At 49.0% G+C, this 21,300-nt stretch carries 14 protein-coding genes; 2 read left to right on the top strand and 12 right to left on the bottom strand.

The window, feature by feature from the left end; all coding sequences use genetic code 11:
* Positions 1-68 precede the first annotated feature (68 nt).
* The 5 genes from KNO73_RS00370 to addB all read right to left on the bottom strand — a co-directional run bounded on the left by KNO73_RS00370 (position 69) and on the right by addB (position 11,338).
* Entirely contained in the window at positions 69-1,940 is a 1,872-nt protein-coding gene (locus KNO73_RS00370) for an ABC transporter ATP-binding protein (protein ID WP_285222487.1), read from the bottom strand.
* Positions 1,937-3,661, bottom strand: a complete 1,725-nt coding sequence (locus KNO73_RS00365; RefSeq protein ID WP_215111897.1) for an ABC transporter ATP-binding protein — start codon at positions 3,659-3,661, stop codon at positions 1,937-1,939. Before KNO73_RS00365 ends, KNO73_RS00370 begins: the two co-directional genes overlap by 4 nt.
* Positions 3,654-4,136 (bottom strand): MarR family winged helix-turn-helix transcriptional regulator, encoded by a 483-nt coding sequence (locus tag KNO73_RS00360; RefSeq protein ID WP_078146436.1) that lies wholly within the window; start codon positions 4,134-4,136, stop codon positions 3,654-3,656. Before KNO73_RS00360 ends, KNO73_RS00365 begins: the two co-directional genes overlap by 8 nt.
* 169 nt (positions 4,137-4,305) lie before the next feature.
* Positions 4,306-7,923 (bottom strand): helicase-exonuclease AddAB subunit AddA, encoded by a 3,618-nt coding sequence (gene addA / locus KNO73_RS00355; RefSeq protein WP_215111896.1) that lies wholly within the window; start codon positions 7,921-7,923, stop codon positions 4,306-4,308.
* A complete protein-coding gene (addB, locus tag KNO73_RS00350) occupies positions 7,901-11,338 on the bottom strand; it encodes a helicase-exonuclease AddAB subunit AddB (RefSeq protein WP_214685831.1) in 3,438 nt (1,145 codons plus the stop codon). The genes addA and addB overlap by 23 nt, the downstream gene beginning before the upstream one ends.
* Before the next feature lie 158 nt (positions 11,339-11,496).
* Between addB and KNO73_RS00345 the strand changes: the two genes are divergently transcribed.
* Both KNO73_RS00345 and KNO73_RS00340 read left to right on the top strand, forming a co-directional pair.
* Positions 11,497-11,877: a truncated hemoglobin gene (locus KNO73_RS00345; protein ID WP_015880960.1), complete on the top strand. Its 381-nt coding sequence runs from the start codon at positions 11,497-11,499 to the stop codon at positions 11,875-11,877.
* A gap of 55 nt (positions 11,878-11,932) precedes the next feature.
* On the top strand, positions 11,933-12,319 hold the full coding sequence (locus KNO73_RS00340) for a hypothetical protein (RefSeq protein ID WP_015880959.1): 387 nt from the start codon (positions 11,933-11,935) through the stop codon (positions 12,317-12,319).
* Between the two features lie 28 nt (positions 12,320-12,347).
* On the opposite strand, the gene KNO73_RS00335 is transcribed toward KNO73_RS00340, so the two are convergent.
* The 7 genes from KNO73_RS00335 to KNO73_RS00305 form a co-directional block, all read right to left on the bottom strand.
* Entirely contained in the window at positions 12,348-12,758 is a 411-nt protein-coding gene (locus KNO73_RS00335; RefSeq protein ID WP_074037659.1) for a hypothetical protein, read from the bottom strand.
* A gap of 128 nt (positions 12,759-12,886) precedes the next feature.
* A complete protein-coding gene (locus tag KNO73_RS00330; protein WP_078146433.1) occupies positions 12,887-15,955 on the bottom strand; it encodes an efflux RND transporter permease subunit in 3,069 nt (1,022 codons plus the stop codon).
* Positions 15,956-16,041: 86 nt separating this feature from the next.
* Positions 16,042-16,512: a competence protein ComK gene (locus KNO73_RS00325; protein WP_015880956.1), complete on the bottom strand. Its 471-nt coding sequence runs from the start codon at positions 16,510-16,512 to the stop codon at positions 16,042-16,044.
* A gap of 127 nt (positions 16,513-16,639) precedes the next feature.
* Entirely contained in the window at positions 16,640-17,980 is a 1,341-nt protein-coding gene (locus tag KNO73_RS00320) for a sensor histidine kinase (protein ID WP_230233801.1), read from the bottom strand.
* Between the two features lie 26 nt (positions 17,981-18,006).
* On the bottom strand, positions 18,007-18,669 hold the full coding sequence (locus KNO73_RS00315; RefSeq protein WP_015880954.1) for a response regulator transcription factor: 663 nt from the start codon (positions 18,667-18,669) through the stop codon (positions 18,007-18,009).
* A 312-nt stretch (positions 18,670-18,981) separates the two neighbouring features.
* On the bottom strand, positions 18,982-19,188 hold the full coding sequence (gene copZ, locus KNO73_RS00310; RefSeq protein ID WP_074037662.1) for a copper chaperone CopZ: 207 nt from the start codon (positions 19,186-19,188) through the stop codon (positions 18,982-18,984).
* A complete protein-coding gene (locus KNO73_RS00305; protein ID WP_078146432.1) occupies positions 19,185-21,296 on the bottom strand; it encodes a heavy metal translocating P-type ATPase in 2,112 nt (703 codons plus the stop codon). Before KNO73_RS00305 ends, copZ begins: the two co-directional genes overlap by 4 nt.
* Positions 21,297-21,300: the final 4 nt, after the last annotated feature.

Below are 21,300 nucleotides of genomic sequence, written 5' to 3'. Positions count from 1 at the left end.
AAAAGACGTACGAAACTCATCTCGTACGTCTTTTGCCTATTCACATTGCCCCAAAACCTGTATTCCAGTTATACGACTTCTTTTTCAGCGAACTGACTATTGTAAAGTTCTTCATAAAAACCACCAGCTTCAAGAAGCGATTCATGTGTTCCTTGCTCAATGACCCGACCTTGGTCCATAACCAAAATCAAATCCGCATCTTTGATGGTCGATAAACGGTGAGCGATGACGAAACTCGTCCGCCCATTCATAAGCCGTTTCATCGCCTGTTGAATCAAAATCTCAGTACGCGTATCCACACTCGACGTTGCTTCGTCTAAAATCATAATCGGTGGGTTCGCCAATACTGCTCGCGCAATCGTCAGCAACTGTTTTTGACCTTGTGAAATGTTATTGGCCTCTTCATTCAACACGGTGTCGTATCCGTCTGGCAATGTTCGAATGAATGCATCCGCATGCGCCGTTTTCGCCGCGTTGACGATTTCCATCTCAGTCGCTCCCGTTTTCCCATAGGCGATGTTATCACGAATCGTCCCGTTGAATAGCCACGTGTCCTGTAAGACCATTCCAAACGTATGTCGCAAATCTTGTCTCGACATTTTACGCGAGTCTTTCCCATCGATGAATATCTCTCCACCGTTCAACTCATAAAAACGCATGAGTAGATTAATCAATGTCGTTTTGCCGGCGCCTGTCGGACCGACGATGGCCACCGTTTGGCCCGTCAACACATCGAGATTCATATCTTGAATGAGTAGGTCGTCACCGTATCCGAAATCGACATGACGGAACGTGACATTTCCTTCGGCACGTTCTAATTGATAGGTCGTCACATCTTTCACTTCTTCTTCTTCATCCAACAGTTCAAATACACGTTCCGCCGCGGCAACCGTCGACTGGACGATGTTCGCGATATTCGCTGTCTGGGTGATTGGTTGGGTGAACTGACGTGTATATGTGATAAACGCTTGAATGTCCCCGATGGAGATGCTGCGCTGCGTGACCAAAATACCGCCGACGACACTAATCAATACATAGCTGATGTTCCCGATGAACATCGTCATCGGCATGATGATTCCGGAAATGAATTGCGCTTTCCGTCCTGCATCGTAAAGCTCCTCATTCACATCGTCAAACTCACGCACAGCTGTCTCTTCCCGACCAAACGCTTTGACGACCGCGTGCCCTGTATACATTTCTTCCACATGGCCGTTCAGTCGTCCAAGGTGACGCTGTTGATCGGAAAAATATTGTTGCGACCGTTTCAAAATCGGACGAATCGCAAAAATCGTGAGCGGAAGGGACACAAGAGAGATGACCGTCAACAGAGGACTGATCGACAGCATCATAATCAAAATCCCAATGATGGTGACGATGGAAGTAATGAAAGACGTGACACTCTGTTGAAGCGTACTCCCAATCAAGTCGATGTCGTTCGTCACCCGGCTCAATGTCTCCCCGTTCGAGCGTCCGTCATAATATTTGAGCGGAAGTCGTTCTAACTTTTTGTTCACGTCTTCTCGCAAATCATATACCGTTTTTTGGGCAACACCGGACATCAAATATTGTTGCACGTAGTTGAATAGACTACTGATGACGTAAAGGCCAGCGAGGAGCGACAAAATTTGTCCGATTCTCGTGAAATCAATTTCTGCCCCTGGCACACCTGTAAACTTCGCATATGCCCCTTCAAACAGTTCGGTGATGGCGATTCCCATGATTTTCGGACCGGCAATCATAAAGATCGTACTTAAAATCGCCGCGACGAACACAGCAATCAACGTGTTTCGCCGTGGTTTCAAATAGGCAAGCAAACGACGGAACGTGACTTTGAATGCTTTTGGCTTTTCGCCCATCATCATCATATTTCCACCGCCCGGACCTCCTGGACCGCCGTGTCCCCCATGAGTTTGTCGCGTATTTGCTTGTTTCTCACTCATGCGATTTCCTCCTCAGACAATTGCGATTTCACGATTTCTTGATAGACCGCATTCGTCGCAAATAATTCCTCATGTGTCCCGACTCCGGCAACGGCTCCTTCTTCTAGAACGATGATTCGGTCGGCGTCCATGATCGTGCTGACACGTTGTGCAACAATCAGTACCGTGGCATCTTTCGTTTCTTCTTTTAACGCTTTGCGAAGGGCGGCATCCGTTTTAAAATCAAGTGCCGAGAAACTGTCGTCGAATACATATAAATCCGGTTTCCGAACGAGAGCTCGCGCAATCGACAGACGCTGTTTTTGACCACCCGACACGTTTGACCCACCTTGTTCGATCACAGCCTCATATCGGTCTGGCATCTTCTCGATAAAGTCACTTGCCTGCGCGATGGATGCGGCATGAACGACTTCTTCCACTGTTGCATCGGTCTTCCCATATCGAATGTTCTCAGCAATCGTACCTGTGAACAGCAACGCCTTTTGTGGAACGAACCCGATCTTCGAACGAAGTGCCTCTTGTGGAACCGCTTGGACATCAACACCATTCACGCGAATTGTCCCCGACGTCACATCGTAAAATCTTGGAATCAGATTGACGAGTGTCGATTTACCTGACCCCGTACCCCCAATCACCGCTGTGACCTCACCTGGATTCGCTGAAAAACTCACATCGGATAGCGCTGGTTCTTCAGCACCCGGATAATAGAAGGTCACGTGATCAAATACGAGTGTCCCTTGCTCAATGTCCGCAGTCTTTGTCCCGTCATCAATCAGTGAAGGTTTCATCTCGAGCACTTCGTTGATCCGGTTGGCAGACACAGAAGCCCGAGGAACCATGATGAACATGACTGATGCCATGACGAGCGCGAACATGATTTGCATGACGTATTGAATGAACGCCATCAAATCTCCGATTTGCATCGCACCGTTATCAATCCGAATCCCTCCGAACCAAATGACGCCGACAACCGTCAAGTTCATCACGAGCATCATGACCGGCATGAGGAACGCCATGATTTGGTTCACTTTGATTGAGACGTCCGTCAACCGTTCATTCGCCTCTGTCAATCGAACCTGTTCTTCTTTTTCACGGTTAAATGCCCGAATGACACGGATGCCCGTCAAATTTTCTCGGAGAACAAGATTGAGTCGATCCAATCGCTTCTGTACCTTTTTAAACAACGGCATCGCCTTCCAAAAAATGAGGAAAATCGAGAGGACGAGTACCGGCATGGCAGCAACAATGACAAGAGACAACTTTGCATCCTTCGAGGTCGCCATGATCAATCCGCCGACAAACATGATTGGCGCACTCACGACCATCCGTAGCATCATGATGATGACTTGCTGGACTTGCGTGATGTCGTTTGTCGTCCGGGTGATGAGTGAAGCCGTCCCGACACGATCGAACTCTTCAAGTGAGAAACGTTCCACATGATTGAACACGCGTCTTCGCAAATCACGACCAAATCCCATCGCCGCCTTTGAAGAATAAAAGCTGGCCACAACGGCAGCAAGGGCTCCAAGTCCCGTGACACCTAGCATGATTCCGCCCATTCGCCAAATGTAGCCGGTATCACCCGTCACGACTCCATTATCGATAATGTCCGCCATCAACGTCGGTAAAAATAAATCTGCTAACGACTGCGCGAACACAAACAATAAAACCATCAGAACAGCCCATTTATAAGTAACGAGACGTTTCAATAACTTAATCATGTCGACACACTCCTTCACAATCTGTGAACCCTTCATTCAATCCATCTGCAATATGTTGATGGGCTGTAAGCATATGTTGATACGTATCCTCATCGAGACGAGACAAAATTTGATTCAATTGATATTCCGTTCCTTCTTCTTGTTGCTCAATCTCTTCAATCAAACGTTTGCCCGATTGGTCAATCGTCAACACAACCTCTCGCCGATTATCCGGGTTGATATCTCGACGAATCAAACCCTTCTCCACGAGACCATCTAACGATTGACTTAACGTGCTCTTTGGCATTCTCGTTCGCTGAACCAATTCTTTTTGCGTAATCGCACCCTGTTCATTCAACATCATCAGACCGTGAAGTTGAGGCAATGTAAGATCGTTTTGTTGCGCCGTCTGATGCATGAGACGAATCAGGACACGTTGCACACGCCAAAATGATTGCATCATCTCCCGTGCTCGATTTGTATTTGTCTCGGTCATCCTCATTCACTCCTTTACCGTTCCGTATCGAATTGTTCTACATGGAACAATTCTTTATATAAAATAAATTACTCCTCTCCAACTTGATTGTCAACGAAATCGAATGTGAATGTGCACATAAGAAAAGAGCAATGTCATATAACTGACATCGCTCTTCATTTATTCACATTTATTTAGTCGACACGGTCACGATTTCTTGTAGATCAAGTGAGTAAATCAAAGTCCGTTCGACTTGGATATCCCAAATCGTCTCGATTGCCTCTCGATATAATTGTAATTGAATCGCATATCGCTCTCGTAATCGCTCATGTGCGTCTTCCCGAGAATCGGATAGATGCGTGACAGCATCCGATTTATAATCCAGGAGCACATACGAGTCCCCATCGAAATACAGACAATCGATAATCCCTTGGATCAAGACATGCTCATCCGTGAAGTGTCCATCCGGATTGACGCGTTCGGCCGGCACCGTGTAGGTGAAAGGTAGCTCTCGCCATGCCGTCCCGCGCTCTAGTGCATCGGCGAGCGCTTGACCAACTTCCGTTTGGAAAAACATCTCGATATCCGGGATGGCGAGGCGTGCTGTCTCTGCCTCGACCGGACTGAGCATCCCTTGCATTTCCCATTGATTGATTTGATCGACAATCGGTTGATTCGGATCAGCCAATTGGAAAATCAAGTGTAACGTCGTCCCGCGCTCCGCACCGGTCTGTTTGACTTGACGCCATTTCGGTTCGCGATAAGGAGTATCGATCGGACGTACCGGATCTTCGAAGGCGGCTTGTTCGAGTTGCATCGCCCGCTTCAGTTCGGTCACCGTCTGTTTCGCCGCCGTACGCACCGCATCCCGTGCTGGGTAGTCATAAGTCAAAGCCCGCTTAACGGCACGAATCGTTTCCTCTTCATTTTGAATGGGAAAATCGATTGCTTCAAATCGCTGGACGTGGTGCAACTGTGCCATCATCTCTTGAAGGGTCGCAATCTCTGCAAGGTCCGCTTCTCCGATGACACGGTAAACCCATGAAGTCGACTCTTGGAAAGTAGAGGGAACCGTGAAGCCGAATGATTCGATAAACGAAGCGGCACTCGGTAGGCGTAAGAGCGCCGGTGCAATCCAGTCGAGATACGTTTTTGCCTCTCGCCTCGCCTCACTCGCCAATCGATCTCCAGATTGACCGACCTGAAGCCACTGCTGAAGGTGTTTGAGTGGTTCGCCTACCGTTCCCACGAGAATCAATTTTTCTTTCGCTCGTGTCAGGGCCACATAAAGGACACGCATCTCTTCCGCTTTCATCGTCGCATCTAAATCACGTCGAATCATCTCTTTCACGAACGTCTCCGATTTCGTACGTGTCACGACGTCAATCGCATCAAGCGAGATGCCGTACTGTTTGTGGAAAATGACACGTTGCATTTGATCGCGTTTATTAAATTGTTTTCCGAGTTGGGCAACAATCGTGACCGGAAACTCGAGACCTTTCGACTTGTGCACGGTCATGATACGAACGACGTTCTCCTCGTCCCCGAGTGACCGCGCCTCTGACAAATCTTCACCGGTGTCCTGTAGACGGTCCATCACGCGTAAGAAGCGATAGAGTCCTCGATAGCCACTACGTTCATAGGCGAGTGCCCGGTCATAAAGTGCCTTCAAGTTTTCCTGTCGCCCTTTTCCTCCAGGTAATCCACCTGAGAAGTCATAAAACCCGGTGTCATTGAATAATTGTTGAATCAATTCCGACAAGCTATGATTTCGTGCATAAGTGCGCCAACGGGAGAGACGGTCAAGCATGTCGCCGCATTTCATCCCAAGGTCATCATCGTCATCCGCTTTCGCCTTGAGCGCCTCATAGAATGAATCTTCTGATTCAAGTCGAATCTGTGCCAACTCGCTATCATCGAAACGGAACATCGGAGAACGCAGCGCGCCGGCAAGTGGGATGTCTTGAAGCGGGTTATCAATCACTTTCAAAAGTGCAAGGATCATCCGAATCTCGGTCGCTTGAAAATATCCGCCATCCGAGTCGGTGTAGGCCGGAATATTGTACTGTGTCAAAATGTCCATCAATTGCTCCACACGTTCCTTTTTCGAACGTACGAGAATCACGATATCGCGATATTCACAGTTTCGGAGTTGACCGGTGGATTCATCCGTCACTTTAAACGGTTCGTCTCCCGATACGAGTTCTAAGATGCGCGTAGCAATTGCCCGTCCTTCTACTTCTTGCTTCGATAACTCACGACTCGCCCCATCGACTAAAATAAACTCAGGGTCCGCCGGAATCGGTTCATACTCACGTCCAGGAACAAGTTGGGCCGCCTCATCATATGCGATTTCGCCGACCTCTTCGTCCATGAGTTGGACGAACAAATCATTGATTCCGTAGAGGACTTCAGAACGACTTCGGAAATTTTGAGAGAGGTCGATCCGCTTCCCTGTGTTCGCCTGTCTAAAGCGCGTCGCCTTATCGATGAAGAGACCCGGTTCGGCATGGCGGAATCGATAAATAGATTGTTTGATGTCGCCCACCATAAATAAATTCCCGATTTCTTCTCGTTCATTCGCGACCAGATTGATGATCGTTTCTTGAATCTCGTTCGTATCTTGATATTCATCAACGAGTACCTCAGCGAAGCGTTCTTTATAAAGCGCCGCAACATCGGACGGTCCCCCATCTTGTCGTAAAATGGCGAGCGCATAATGTTCCAAGTCACTGAAGTCGACAAAAGCACGGTCGCGCTTCGCTTGCTCATAGGCTTTGCCGAACGCACGGACCGTTCGAACGAGGATTTCAACGAGCGGTTGTTGCATCGAGACGCTTTCCAATAAGTCCGCCCCGCTGACCCGAGCCTGTTCCACCACTGCCGTCAATTTTTTCTTCGCTTGGTCGTAAGCTGGTTTGAGGACCTCGTGGTAAATCTGGTGCTCCTCTTTTTTCGGAACAGCCTTCATCGTGCCAAACTTCATCGCACGAGCCGCCGTCTCGAGTTCACTCCAGACAATGGTCTCCCCTTCAAGCTGTTCGAACGGAAAAATCGCTTGCCGGATGTTTTCAGACTGTGGCTCATACCCGGCGACCCGAAGCTCCGCTTCAAGTTTCCGAAGATCTCGTACGGCTTTTTCGATGTCATGCCAGAGCATCTGTCCAAACTCAATCAAGATTGCTTCCTCATCAGGATCTTCTCCGAACGTATACATGGACACGAGTTTGTCTAAATAAGCATCAGGATTTGGGAGAGTGCGCGCATAGTGGTATAAACCAAGAATCAAATCCTCGATTTCACTGTCACCCCGGTCTGACGTATACGCATCGACAAGAGCGAAGAAATCGGTATCCTGTTTCCCGTACTCTTCCTCAAGCACTTCTTCTAAGACATCATCCTGCAACAGGACGAGGTCCCGTTCTTCCGCAATCTTAAACGCCGGATCCAAATCTAATAGGTAGTAGTTCTCACGAATCACCTCTAAACAGAATGAATGGATGGTCGTAATGAGTGCGCGGTTCAACATTTGCCGCTGTTTTCGGACATATTCATTTGTCGGGTCGTCGCGTAACGCCTCTTCAAGTGCCTTTGCGATTCGTCGTTTCATCTCTGCCGCTGCCGCATTCGTAAAGGTGACGACGAGCATCCGTTCTGCCGTGAGTTCATCCGTTTCATCAAGCAATCGACTAGACAACCGCTCGACAAGGACTGCCGTCTTTCCGGACCCTGCCGCAGCCGAGACGAGCACGTGACTTCCTCTCGCTTCAATCGCGGCGAACTGATCATTCGTCCATTTCACGGTCATCGCCTCCTAACTCCTGAAATACCTCTTCTTTCTCAAGCTTCTTCAATTTACGTGGCGCATTCGAGAGCGCTTCGTCAAAATGACAGACACTCTGATACGGACACGTCTGACATGGGCGCCGTTCTTTATATTCATAAGGTTCAACGTCAATTTTTCCTTTGTACATCTCCTCGGCACTCGCTTTAACGACGTCGAACGCATGATCCATCAACTGTTCGAGCTGAGGAGGGGTCACAATCTTCTTCAAGGTGTTGGCGTCAGGGGTTCCATCTTTTTTATATTTGACCGGGATGACAATCGATTTTTTAAATGTGCCTTTCGCCGAGCGGTCCATCATCTCTAAAATTTCCGGGTCATCTACTAATAGCCCTTGCATCTGGTATGACTCCAATACTTTTTGACGCGTCTCTTCTTCAGAACCAGCAGGTGGAACGAGTGGTCGGTGCACGTGGAAATAGAGCGCCGCAGCAGGTGCCACGTTCTCTTTTGTCCACACCTCTGCCTGCTCAATCAATACCTTCAAATAGATGAGCATCTGCATCGCCAGACCGTAATAAATTTCTGCAAAGTCGACTTCACGTTTACTCGACTTATAGTCGACGATTCGGACGTATAGCTGGTCGTGGACCATCGCAGTGTCCACACGGTCGATTCGACCGATCAGTTCACAGGTCGCCCCGTTCGATAAAGTGAACGAAACGGGTGGAAATTGTCCGCTGCCGAACGCGAGTTCAAACGCTTCCGGGTCAAAGCCGTCTCGTTTTGATTGTTCAATCAACACTTCTGCCGTCTTACTGACGACGTCCGTCAATTTTTTCTTTAAGTAGGCGTAACGATTCGAACTCATCAAGATGGCATGCTGAATCTCTGGGGTCACGAGTTCGACCGCCTGCTCCGCTAAATTGGAACACTCGTCCGGGGTGACATCTCGCCATTCCTTTCCTTCCATCTTCACAGTCTGCGACATATGTTCGATGGTACGGTGGTATAGATTCCCGATATCCGGAGCCTCGAGCCGGTATAATCGTCGTTCCTTCAGACGCAAGCCATAACTTGCGAAATGTTTGAACGGACAGGCTTGGAACGTCTCAAGGCGGGAGACACTCGCCCGAATCGACGGAGTATAAAGTGATTTTGCGACACGATCGTCCAACGATTCCGGGATGTTTTGATAGAAGAGGGCGCTCGTCAACAACTGGAGACGTTCCCGTCCATCTGGATGCTTCAACAGTTCATTGTAGACAGCAAACCACATATCTTGAATCGGATAATGACGACTCAACCGCTGAAGTTCAAGTGCCGTTACCGCCGCCGTCTGATTCACATTCGTCAAGAAGGCGAATTGATCACGCGGTCGGTGCTCACCTGCTTCAGCAAAATGAGTCTTGATGACATTTTGGTGAAGTCGCGCCTTCAAGTCAGCGATAAAGCGCGCCGGTTGAACGGCTTTCCCCGTTCTGTCTACTAGGGCATAGCTAATGTATAGCCGCTCGCTCGGCGCTGTCACAGCTTTGTATAAGTAATATGTTTCATCATCGAACAAATGCTCTGTCGCCTTGCCGGCACGAAGTCCATTCTCATGCATGAAATCCAAATCTTGATCGGTCAACAGTTTCGACTGGGTCGTGACAAGAGGAATTTGATCTTCATTCGCCCCGAGCAGGAAGACAACTTTCTTATCAATCAATCGACCACGCACATAATCCGTTATCGTCAATTGATCAAGCGAAGGTGGAATGAGCGCATAACGAAGACTATCTAGCCCGGTGTCCATCATCTGTAGGAACAAGTCCGTCGACAACGTCTCTTCCGGAGCTGCGGCCTCTAACTGTTCGAGCAAGTGCAAGACCGCGTCCCATACTTGAGTATGCTCACGCGCTTCAAGTAGTTCCGCCTCTTCAATCGCCTCATCACGCCAGTGCGTCAAACAGTCTGATACACCGACACGCTCTAAAAAGGCATACATGGCGTGCGTATAAGCCTGCATCGTCTTCGCCTGTTTCAAATCCGATAGCAACGGATCGAACGTTTCGATGACACGCTCCCGCGATCGATTCAGCTCAGCCTCAATATCGAGTTCTTCGCTCGTGAGTCGCGCTTCTTCCCCGGAACGACGGCGCAATTGCCATTCGTCATGCCAATGGTAATGTTTGATTCCCCGCTCGATGACGAACGCTTCAAGCCGGTCAACCGACGTACGACGATGCACCGGATCAAGGACGACGAGTTCTGTTTTCAGGGCACGGAACACGGACTCTTCTCGGTATCCACGTAAAGCAATCTCAATCGTCGCTTTCAACAGTTCGACGAGCGGATGGTCAAGCATCGGTTGCCGTTCATCAAGGAAGTATGGCAGTCCCATCTTTTGGAGCGCCTGAGATGCCAAATCACCATATTCATCGAGTGAGCGTGACACGAGCGCAATATCCCGATAACGATACCCTTCTTCACGTGTCAGACGGATGACTTCTCGAACCGCCGCCTCCACCTCGACGGTCCGGTCGACTGCGGCATGTAAATCAATCCGGTTCTCTGAACCAGTGTAAGGTTCCGCCGTCAATTGGTCGAATGTGGCCTCAAGGTAACGGAGACTCGGATGCGTGTAACGATAGACGGTATCATACAGCTCGTCTCGAGAAGGAATCTGCCGTTCTGCCAACAGTTCTTTGAAACGCATGAGCGTCCGTTGCGTCGGTCCAAACAATGGATTGAGGCGATACAAGGAGACAGGATCGATTGTCAGCAACACATCGACATCGACCTTCTCTGCGAGTGCGACGAGCACCGCCAACTCCTGCTCTGAAAACTCGTTGAATCCGTCCACATAGACACGTACATCCGTCAAATCTGTCTCCGGAATAATTTGCAGCATGACGTTGAAATAGTCTTCTGCATGGAGTGACTTGCCTTCCGTCATCTTTAAAAATCCTTCATAGATGATGGAAAGGTCCTGTAGCTTCAGAGCACGGTGCTGCGCCTGTTCGCTTAACCGCAATAAATGTTCCGGTTCAACAAGCCCTCGCTTCAACATCGAGATCAATTGGTTCAATTCTTCATAAAATCCGAACTGATTCATCGTACGGCGGAACAAGGTCAATCGTTCTTCGCTCATCTCGACGACCCTCCGTAACAACAAATGGGTCCCCGTCTGGTCTAAGAATTGATCTGTCGCTACGCCGGCATCCCGCATCATCAAAAAGGCGAGACGGCGCATCGAAAGGACTTGAATGCGCGTCGAGCCATGCAAACCATCGACTGTCGCCATTTTCTTTTCCATCTCAAACGACATTTGGTCCGGTACAATCATATAAATCGTCGGTCCGCTCGGGTTTTGTTTCAGTTCTTGAATGACCTCATGGATCATTTGTTCACTTTTTCCCGTCCCCGATCGACCAACGTGAAAGGTCACTGTCATTTTAGCGAACACTCCTTCCCTTTTTTCTTCATTATGAACCATCCCTAAGCATTTGTAGAGGGAAACCTCTTCTATACCTTATTCAAAAAAGTAGCAGCCCACATCATTCCCTTTTTCGATTGAAATCGATTAGACTGAACGTATGAGGGGGGATGTATGTGAGTGCCTATGAACAATTTGGAGGCGAACGTGGTGTACAACAACTCGTTGACGCGTTTTATGACCTCGTCTATGCCGACCCAATTTTACTTCCACTATTTCCGGAAGATCAAGATCGAGTCAAACAGCACCAATTTGAATTTTTAACACAGTTGCTCGGCGGTCCAAAGTTGTATTCTGAACGTCGTGGCGGTGGAAACTTGGCGATGATTCATCATGAGCATCCCATTTCCGAGACACATGCCGGCCATTGGCTTGGATGTATGGAACAGGCGCTCAAGACCGTGGATGCCCCGGAATCGATCAAGCGTCAGCTATTTCAACGGTTGATCATGTCATCTTCGAATGTCGTCCGTGTTTGTTCGCATCATTTTGAGTAGTCACAACTATAAAAAGTGGGTATGATAGGAAAGTAAGCAAAGGAGGTCGTTTCACATGACAGAAGAAGAAAAAAAAGAAGTCGTCTCATCTGAGGAAGAGACGGAAGAAAAAGAAGAAACGGTAGTCCTCGCCGACGCGCTTGATGAAGCTAATGAAGCTGCTGAAGCAGAAGAAGATGAGGACGATGATGAGGATCAGCCCGAAGAGAAGAACATGGACCACATCAAAGGCGTCTTCAACTACGATCATGAAAATGGTCGTGAATACCGTGTCGTCTTTTACAACGATCGCAAAAACTTAGTGTTCCGTGAACTCGGTAACGGCAAGGTTGAATTTGTCGGCCGCTTCTCGGATGATGCATACGATGAAGAGAATGAAGCAGAAATGCGCGAACTCGGGCAACGTGAACTCGAGCGCATCCTCGCTGAACGCTTCAATTAAAAAAATCGCCGAAATTTCGGCGATTTTTTTAGTTCTTCTTATTCCGCTTCTTTTTGCGAAGTGCATAGGCGACACCGGCAATCCCACCGACGACCGCGAGTCCAGCAACGACCGGAACGAGAACACGTTTCGTTGGAATCATCTCTTTCACACGTTCATATGGCGTTGGTGTCGAGAACTCTAATTGTACGGCTGTATCGCCATGTCCATGCGCCCGCGCTTTGCGTGATGCATCCGTGACGACCACACGTCCCGTTGTCCAGCGACGATTGCCGTATTCGTCTACGTACGGACGACGTACACGTTTCACATCACGTACCACCTTCCCACGTGCGCGATCTGGTCGGACGACGCGTTCACTCGACCACGAACGGCTCCCAGTCACACTGTACGCCGGTCGTACTTTGCGGCGATTGAGCCAAGTATATGAATCGTTCATCTTCAATTCCCTCCCATACTGTTCAAAAACCTCTCTTCTAATTATACCCATACAACATCACCCAAAACATGTGACAAATGGTTCAAAAAAAGATGTGACACCATACGGCATCACATCTTCAAGCTAAATCATTCTGTAAACGGTTTGTCCTTATGACGACGTTTCGCCAAAATCAGGTAGTACGCCGGAACAAGAACGAGAGTCAATACAGTCGAGAATAGAATACCCGATACGATGCCGATCGCAAGCGGTTTGAAGAGCGGGTCTTCCCCAAGTGCGACTGGTAAGAGGGCAACGACTGCCGTGAGCGCCGTCAAGAGAATCGGACGAATCCGAGCGCGCCCTGCTTCGTAAACGGCGGTCGTGACCGGTAATCCTTCACGAATGCGTTGTTCGATAAACTCGAACAGGACGACTGCGTTCCGGACGACGATTCCCGCAAGCGAGACCATCCCCATCGATGCCATGAAACTGAACGGTGTCTGAGTCACGAACAATCCGACGACCGCTCCAGCGATCGCGAGATAGATTGTGAACAAGACGAGTAATGGCAACGAGAGTGAGTTGAACTGGAATGCGATGATCAAGTAAATCAAGAATAAGACGACGACGAACAATGTCGCAAGCTCTAAGAAGAACTCGTTCTGCGTGTCGCTCGCACCGGACTGGTCGAACGTAATCCCTTCATCCTCTAACCCCGACTTCGCATCATCCAACACCTGCTCGACATCTTGTTTAAATGTCTCTTCATCCATGTCTTCGCTCGCATAGATTTGGAGTGTGACCGAACGCTCCCCATTCTCACGAGGAATCTGCTGAATTTGTTCTGTTGTCGTTTCCGTCACGAACGTACTAAGTGGGGCAACGGGCGGACCTGCTTCTGTTTGGACAGGAATTAAAATCTCGTCAAGGGCGAGTGCTTCGCGGTTCGCCTCTGCATCAATGACGATTTTCACGTCACGCTGTTCCACTCCGTCATCGAATGTACCAATTGGAACACCGTCTGTGACGAGACGAATTTGGTCACTGATTGTTTTTGCCGTCACGCCAGCCCGTGCCATTTCCTCACGATTTAATTCGTATGTGAGTGTTTGGAACGGTTCTTTAATATTATCGAGGACGATGGCCCCGTCAATTTCTTCAAGGTCGGCTTTCACTTGGTCACGTGCAGCCACGAGTTGATCAATCGTCTCGCTGCGCATCGTGAATTCGACAGGTGCGGATGCCGGCGGTCCTTGTTGTTGCGTATCTAAGAAAATTTCGGCGTCCGGATAGTCTTCACGCAACACGTTCGTATACTTATCAATCAATTCGATGGCATCGATTGATTCGTTGTCGACACGAACGACCACTTGCCCCGTGTTTTCACCAGACTGATCGAGTCCACCCGTGAATAAACCAGGGAGACCGCCTCCAGCGAAGACGGATGTTTCCACGACACCCTCTTCTTCTTTAAATCTCGCTTCAATTTCTTCAAGACGTGTCTCTGTCTCTTCCAAATCCGTTTGAACGGGGAAGGTCACACTCGTCACGACTTCCGGACGGTTCGCGGCTGGGAAGAACTCAAACGGCGTGAGTAAAATCAAACCGTACAATGCCGTCGTGATGACAAATCCGACAATTCCAAACGTCCACGGACGCTTCGCGACACTCGGTAAGAGGCGGTCGGCGTAGAAATTACTGAGTCGATTGAGCGGTCCGCCGAGCCAACCTGGTTCACGTTTTGATACTTTCACTTCTTTACGATTCAAACGATACTGCGCAATCGGTACGAGCGTCAAACTGATGACCATCGAGGCCAAGACAGAGAGGGCTAGAACCGTCGGCAAGGCGCGAATGAAGTTACCGTTTGCGCCCGATAGCAAGGTGAGCGGAAGGAAAGCAAAGACGACCGCGAGTGTCGACGTGACAATCGAGCCCCATACCTCTTTCGTTCCTCGGACTGCTCCAAGCATCGCCGAGTCTCCGTTACGATAACGTCGTAAGATGTTGTCATTGACGACAATCGCATCATCAACCAAGATCCCTAAGGCGATGATTGCCCCGATAATCGAGATTTGGTTCAAATCGACCCCGGTGAACTGTAACGGGATCAAGGCGATCAAGAATGACAACGGAATTGCCAGACTGACGATAATCGAGCCAGAGAATGTTAGACCAATCGTCGTCACGGCAATGACGGCAATGATGGCGATAATGAACTCGCGTGTCAATGACGAGAAAATCGCATCGACGGCTTTTGCCTGCTCATAATATGGAACGAGTTCAAAACCGTCTAAGTCTCCAAGACCATCTTCGACTACCTCGTTGACACGGTCTTGCATCGTTGGAATATCCAAGCCTGATTCAATCGGAACTGTGATCGAAACAGCCGGCTTTCCGTCTAATGAAACGAGATCGGTTTCACTTTTCGCTGTCTCTTCGACCGTCCCGACATCTGCTAGTAAGACCGGTTCCCCATTGAATGAGCCGACGATGACTTGCTCCATATCGTCTACATTCGTCAAGTTATCGATTGCCAGTTGATAAATCCCCTCTTCAGTCGATTGACGGCCGAGCGGTGTCGTCTTGTATTCTTCGTTAATGGCCGTTAACACATCAGGAAAGGCAAGTTGACGTGAACTCAGCTCTTCCGAGTCAAGTGACACGACATACTCCTGCTCTGGTAACCCTTTGATCGTGACTCCCGTCACGCCATCCGTTCGCAAAAGTTTCGACTCTAATTGTTCGATGTCTGATCGAACATCCTCAAATGATCCACGATCGTCTGCTGTCAATAAATACGATGCGACAGGTAACTGCCCGAGTGAATCATTGACCGTTGGCGCAAGCGCGTTTTCAGGAAGTTTAGGCGTCGCATCCGACAACGCTTGTCGAACGTTCGCCTGAAACTCTTCCTGGTCGGTGCCGTCCGCGTATTCGACCGTGATGTTCGAGAACTCTGAAGCCGAGATCGACGTCACGTTCTCTACTCCTTCTAAACTACGTAGTTCCTCTTCTAACACGCCGGTAACATTCCGTTCAACCGTTTCCGCTGTCGCACCAGGATACGGTGTTTGAACGAGTACGATATTGATCCCGGTTTCCGGAATCTCACGTTTAGGGAGCTGGAAGAACGTCAGCACACCCACGACGATTGCGACGAGAAGAAACACGATAACCAGTTTCCCTCGCTCAATCATTTTTTCAAAAAACATAAAAACCCCTCGCTTTCGGAAGATGTGCAAATACACATATGATATCTCTTCTTCATCATAGAGGGGTTTGTCATTGAATTCAATCCTTAAGCGTGTTGCAATGTGCTGTCATGGAAACGTTTTTGAAAAGCGTACGATAATTCGATTGACCGTTGTTTTTGTCTCGACACGGTATGATCAGATACGTGAACCTTGACCGATTCCCCCGTCAAAAACTGAATGAGAGTCTCTTTTCCGTCTTTCTTGATGGCCGTCACGTGTTGAAAGTTGATCCACGCACAATCTGGACTTTCTTTGGCAATCGTCGGAAAGAAGACGGCATCCGCATGCCAATCCATGACGACCGGTGTCTTTCGATGTGGTCCGAGGACGTGTCGCGCTGCCTCGATTCGACCTTGAATGCTCGACCCGTAGTATAGACACGCGTGTTCTAATAAGTCGATTGGCGACCCTTTTACTCGCATGACGCCTTCTGGTTGATACACAAGTGTTTCCGCTTCGCCAAACTCGTTAAATACAGGAATTAAAGCTCTCGTTTCATTGGTCAATCTGCTCATCTTTTCATCCCCCATAACGTATGTAATGACTTACATGTCATTCATACCAGGATTCGATGCGCCTCGCAAATCGGCTTTTGTCTATTTCCCATGAAAAAACCAGCCGTTTCCTGGCTGGTTTTGAAAATCAAGCATTCGAATTTAAAGGTTGGTTCGACTTGAGTCGGGGAAAGTAAAATCGCACTGCTGTTCCGTCTCCTGTATTTCGTAGAGACACTTCCCCTGTGTGAAGTGTCACAATTCGCTGCACGATGAACAGACCGAGTCCGAACTTCCCTTGCTTCCCTCGAGAGAATTGGTGGAACAAGTCTAGACTCTCATCAACTGGCGGTCCGTCGTTAAAGATGGTGATTTCAACGCCAGCGTCATCTTGGTGGAGGTCGATGCGAATGCAAGATTCCGCGTAACGGAGTGCATTGTCGAGCACGTTCTCAAATGCGACCCGGATCTGTTCCCCGTCTCCAAGCATCTCGCCGCCTTCGCCATTGATTTCCCAATCGAGCTGGCCTCTAAGTTTGAAGCGCGCGACGAGCAGTTCCATCAACTTGTCGAGATTAATTGGTTCAAGTTTCATTTCCTGTCCCTTGAAATATTCAAGTTTTGTGACGTACAACAAATCGACGACTTTCTTTTCGAGTCGAGACGCTTCCTCATCAATGACCTCGGCAGAACCTTTCAAGTCTCCTGTCGGATAAATACCGTCCCCAATCGATTGGGCATATCCTCGAATGACCATGATCGGTGTCTTTAAGTCATGCGATATGTTTTGAAGCAACGCTTGTTGTGCCAAATCCTGCTCTTTTAATTCCTTACGCATGGCATCAATCGAATGGGCCAACTGACCGAGTTCATCTTGACGATCTAATGGTAAAGCGGTCTCCCACTGTCGATTCGAAATCTTCTCAACGGCCCGTTCCATCTCCACAATCGGTTTCGTCAGTTGACGCGACATCAATAAAGCTGGAATCAGTGACAAGAGGCTGATGATGCCAATCAGAATCGAGATTCGCCAGTATAATGTCGACACCAACTCACGACGATAGGCATCCCAAGCGTAGGAGGCCTGATACACAATCGTTCCATCGTACTCATTTTGACGAATGATGTAATAGACGTCTTCCCCATCAATTGTCGTCTGATACCGCTCGACCTGACCACTTTGATTTAACGCTTCCTGATACATGCGGTTCGTCAATTCAAGCGGGGCCGATCCGTAGATGATCCGTCCGTTCGGGAGAAAGATCAATTGGTTGACCGAACGGGACTCCTGTTGGCGTCGGTCATACTCAATCGGGTTTTGGGGATAGTTCTCTAACTCATTCGTGTTCCCTAAATAATAGTCCACATCTCGTAACGTCTCATACACTTGTTCATCGATGAACTGGGTGATGGATGAACGGACCGTAATCAAGATCATGAGCGCAAGCGTCACGATGATGAGTAAGATGAGCACCCAAATCTTCCACATGAGACGTTTCGGTTTAAGCGCGTCCATCATGGTCTGACGAGACGGTAGCCGATACCGTAAAGCGTTTCGAGCTCAAGGCGATGCAATTTCTTTCGGACACGACGCACCAAGTCATCGACGACGCGGTCCGATCCGAAATAATCATTCCCCCAAACACCTTCTAAAATTTGCTCACGCGACAACGCGGAGCCCGGATGTTCAAGGAAGAGTAGCAGTAAATCAAATTCTTTCGAAGTCAAATCGATCTCTTCATCTCCGTGCTTGATCAGACGTTTATCCGGATAAATCGTGTACTCTCCGTATTCGATATGCTCGTTCGACTTCGAACCGTAGACACGATCAATCAATTTTTTGACACGGATGACAAGTTCCCTTGGAAGGAACGGTTTGGCGATGTAGTCATCCGAACCCATCTCGAGTCCGATGATTTTGTCGATATCCTCATCGCGCGCCGAGATGAAAATCGTCGGCGTATTCGCATTGACGGCTTTGATTTGTTTCAACAATTGAAAGCCATCCAGGTCTGGCAACATGATATCGAGCACCCACAAATCCGGTTGATCTGGAATCGCTTCTTGTGCAGATGTCCCATCCGCAAATGAGCGAACGTTGTATCCTTCCTGTTCTAGATACGTGACGAGCATTTTATTTAAGTTTGCTTCATCGTCGACTAAGTAGATTGTATACATTCAAGTCACCTCAACACGTTTTTTCTCATCATATCAAACAATTGTCGTGAAATGATGGGAAAGAAATGAAGTCAAAGAAAAAAGAAGGCAACGAAATCGCACCTTCTTCAGCGTACTGAATTTGTTCGTAACTGTTGCGTCAAAAATGCCGCGCCCCCACTAATCATCGCCAACACTCCACTGATCATGATCATTTCCATGATGTCCGCCTCCCGTTGATACCGATTCTCATTATCAACTTAAATATAGCACACATCCTATTCATTGAATACCACAAAAAAAAGTCCCGATTTCACTCGGGACTTACCATGATTATGCTTTTACGTCATATCCTTGTTCCTCGACTGCCTCCACCATCGTCTCAAGTGAGACAGAATCTTGATGGATCACGTCGACTCGATGCTCTTGAAGCGATACCGTCGCTGATTCGACACCGTTCAATTCATTCAATGCCCCCTCGACGGCAGCTTTGCAATGATTACATGTCATACCTTCTACGGTTAACGTTGTTTCTTTCATGATGATGATCCTCCTTGTGTTTTTAATCGTAATGCGTTCAAGACGACAGACACCGAACTGAACGCCATCGCTGCTCCAGCAATCCATGGGGCAAGTAACCCTGCTGCAGCGACCGGGATACCAAGACTATTATAGGCAAGGGCCCAGAACAAGTTTTGACGAATGTTCTTCATCGTCAAACGACTCATATTCATCGCTCGACTCACGCCTTCAATGTCTTGCCCTACAATTGTAACATCTGCCGCCTCGAGTGCGACATCCGTACCGCTCCCGAATGCGATCCCAACGTCCGCCACCGCAAGTGCCGGGGCATCGTTCATGCCGTCCCCTACCATGGCAACGCGACCGGATTGTTTTAAGCGTTCGATTTGGTCCGCCTTTTCAACCGGAAGGACTTCGGCAATCACTTGATGATGAGGGATGCCAAGTTCGTCGGCAATCGCGTAGGCGACTTCCTTCCGATCACCCGTCAAGACGTACACGTCACGCGTTTGACTAAGCGCTTGCACGACTTCACGACTTTTCGGTTTCAATTGATCTTGTAGCCCGAACGCTGCGACAATCCCGCTCTCATCCGCAACGTAGACCGGGGTCATCGCCCCCATCGACCAATCTGGCAAGTTGTATCCGAGCTCTTCCATCATTCGAACAGAGCCGATGATGAGTTCTTTCCCATCAACGACCGCTTTGACTCCTCTTCCGGCTAACTCTTCCACTTTCGTCACGACACCGTCGCCGACTTCCCGACCGATGGCAGCTGCCAAAGGATGCGTCGATTGCCGTTCTGCCATGACGGCACGGCGGAGCATCGCTTCATCTCCGAACGTTTCCACCACTTCCGGTGTCCCGTTCGTCAATGTCCCTGTCTTATCAAAAACAACGATGTTTGATTCATTGAGTGATTCGAGTTGTCCCCCACCTTTGAACAACACACCTTGTTCTGCCGCTCGTCCCGTTCCGACCATGATCGATGTCGGAGTTGCCAAACCGAGGGCACACGGACAGGCGATGACAAGTACGGCAATCGATGCCCGAATGGCCGTATCGATATCATTTAATAGGAATGCCCAGACCGCGAATGTGAGGGCACTGATGGCTACGACAATCGGCACGAAGACACCCGAGATGCGGTCAGCCTGACGTTGAATCGGCGCCTTATCCGTTTGTGCCTGTTCGACGACACGTACGATTTGAGCGAGCATCGTCTCTTTCCCGACTCGTTCCGCACGCATGAGAATACGATGGGACTGATTGATCGTTCCGCCGACGACTTCGGCGTCGACCGTCTTCTCCGCTGGAATCGATTCTCCTGTCAACATCGATTCATCGATGACTGTCTCTCCCTCAATGATCCGTCCATCGACCGGAATTTTCTCTCCCGGACGCACGACGAGGACGTCTCCTACTTTGACGAGTTCGACAGCGACAGACCGTTCTTCACCATCAACGAACAGGATGGCTTCTTTCGCCTGAAGCGACAAGAGTGATTTCAACGCATCGGTCGTCTTCTCTTTCGCTCGTCCTTCTAACCACTTCCCAAGTAAGACGAGCGTGATGAGGACGGCACTCGTCTCAAAATAGAGATGTGGATTCATCGGGTGCACAATCATTTCAAAAATGGAATAGAAGTATGCGGCCGATGTCCCCGTCGCGACGAGCACGTCCATGTTCGCCGAACCGCTCTTCAAGCTCTTATATGCCCCTTGATAAAACTGCGCCCCAATCCAAAACTGAACGGGGGTCGCTAAGGCGAATTGCCACCATGGGTTCATCAGCCATGGTGCATGAAATCCGAGTCCCGGGATATGCGTCAACATGACGAGGAGTAATGGGGCCGACAACAGTGCAGAGATGATGACCTTCCGCTGTAATGGACGTAAGTCATGCGGCGGCGCCATCTCTACTTTCGGCTCGGCCCCGTATCCGATTTTCTCAATCCGCGCAATCAGCTCTTCTTCTGTAATGCCTTCATCGACACGAATGGTCGCCGTCTCAAGCGGAAGGTTGACCGTCGCTTCCACTCCGTCCATCTTATTCAATACTTTTTCAATTCGTGCCGAACAAGCCGCACAGGTCATTCCTTGTATGGATAACTCAACGGTTTTCATGACA

The organism is Exiguobacterium sp. s83, assembly GCF_018617095.1.
Classification (GTDB): Bacteria; Bacillota; Bacilli; order Exiguobacteriales; family Exiguobacteriaceae; genus Exiguobacterium; species Exiguobacterium profundum.
The sequence above is the reverse complement of the archived record's forward strand: the minus strand, read 5'-3'. Positions and strand labels throughout refer to the sequence as shown.

Bases quoted from the DNA above. Each gene is read 5' to 3' on its own strand.
- KNO73_RS00370 (WP_285222487.1), bottom strand. From the start codon at position 1,940: ATGAGTGAGAAACAAGCAAATACGCGACAAACTCATGGGGGACACGGC.
- KNO73_RS00365 (WP_215111897.1), bottom strand. From the start codon at position 3,661: ATGATTAAGTTATTGAAACGTCTCGTTACTTATAAATGGGCTGTTCTG.
- KNO73_RS00360 (WP_078146436.1), bottom strand. From the start codon at position 4,136: ATGACCGAGACAAATACAAATCGAGCACGGGAGATGATGCAATCATTT.
- addA (WP_215111896.1), bottom strand. From the start codon at position 7,923: ATGACCGTGAAATGGACGAATGATCAGTTCGCCGCGATTGAAGCGAGA.
- addB (WP_214685831.1), bottom strand. From the start codon at position 11,338: ATGACAGTGACCTTTCACGTTGGTCGATCGGGGACGGGAAAAAGTGAA.
- KNO73_RS00340 (WP_015880959.1), top strand. From the start codon at position 11,933: ATGACAGAAGAAGAAAAAAAAGAAGTCGTCTCATCTGAGGAAGAGACG.
- KNO73_RS00335 (WP_074037659.1), bottom strand. From the start codon at position 12,758: ATGAACGATTCATATACTTGGCTCAATCGCCGCAAAGTACGACCGGCG.
- KNO73_RS00330 (WP_078146433.1), bottom strand. From the start codon at position 15,955: ATGTTTTTTGAAAAAATGATTGAGCGAGGGAAACTGGTTATCGTGTTT.
- KNO73_RS00325 (WP_015880956.1), bottom strand. From the start codon at position 16,512: ATGAGCAGATTGACCAATGAAACGAGAGCTTTAATTCCTGTATTTAAC.
- KNO73_RS00320 (WP_230233801.1), bottom strand. From the start codon at position 17,980: ATGTGGAAGATTTGGGTGCTCATCTTACTCATCATCGTGACGCTTGCG.
- KNO73_RS00315 (WP_015880954.1), bottom strand. From the start codon at position 18,669: ATGTATACAATCTACTTAGTCGACGATGAAGCAAACTTAAATAAAATG.
- copZ (WP_074037662.1), bottom strand. From the start codon at position 19,188: ATGAAAGAAACAACGTTAACCGTAGAAGGTATGACATGTAATCATTGC.
- KNO73_RS00305 (WP_078146432.1), bottom strand. From the start codon at position 21,296: ATGAAAACCGTTGAGTTATCCATACAAGGAATGACCTGTGCGGCTTGT.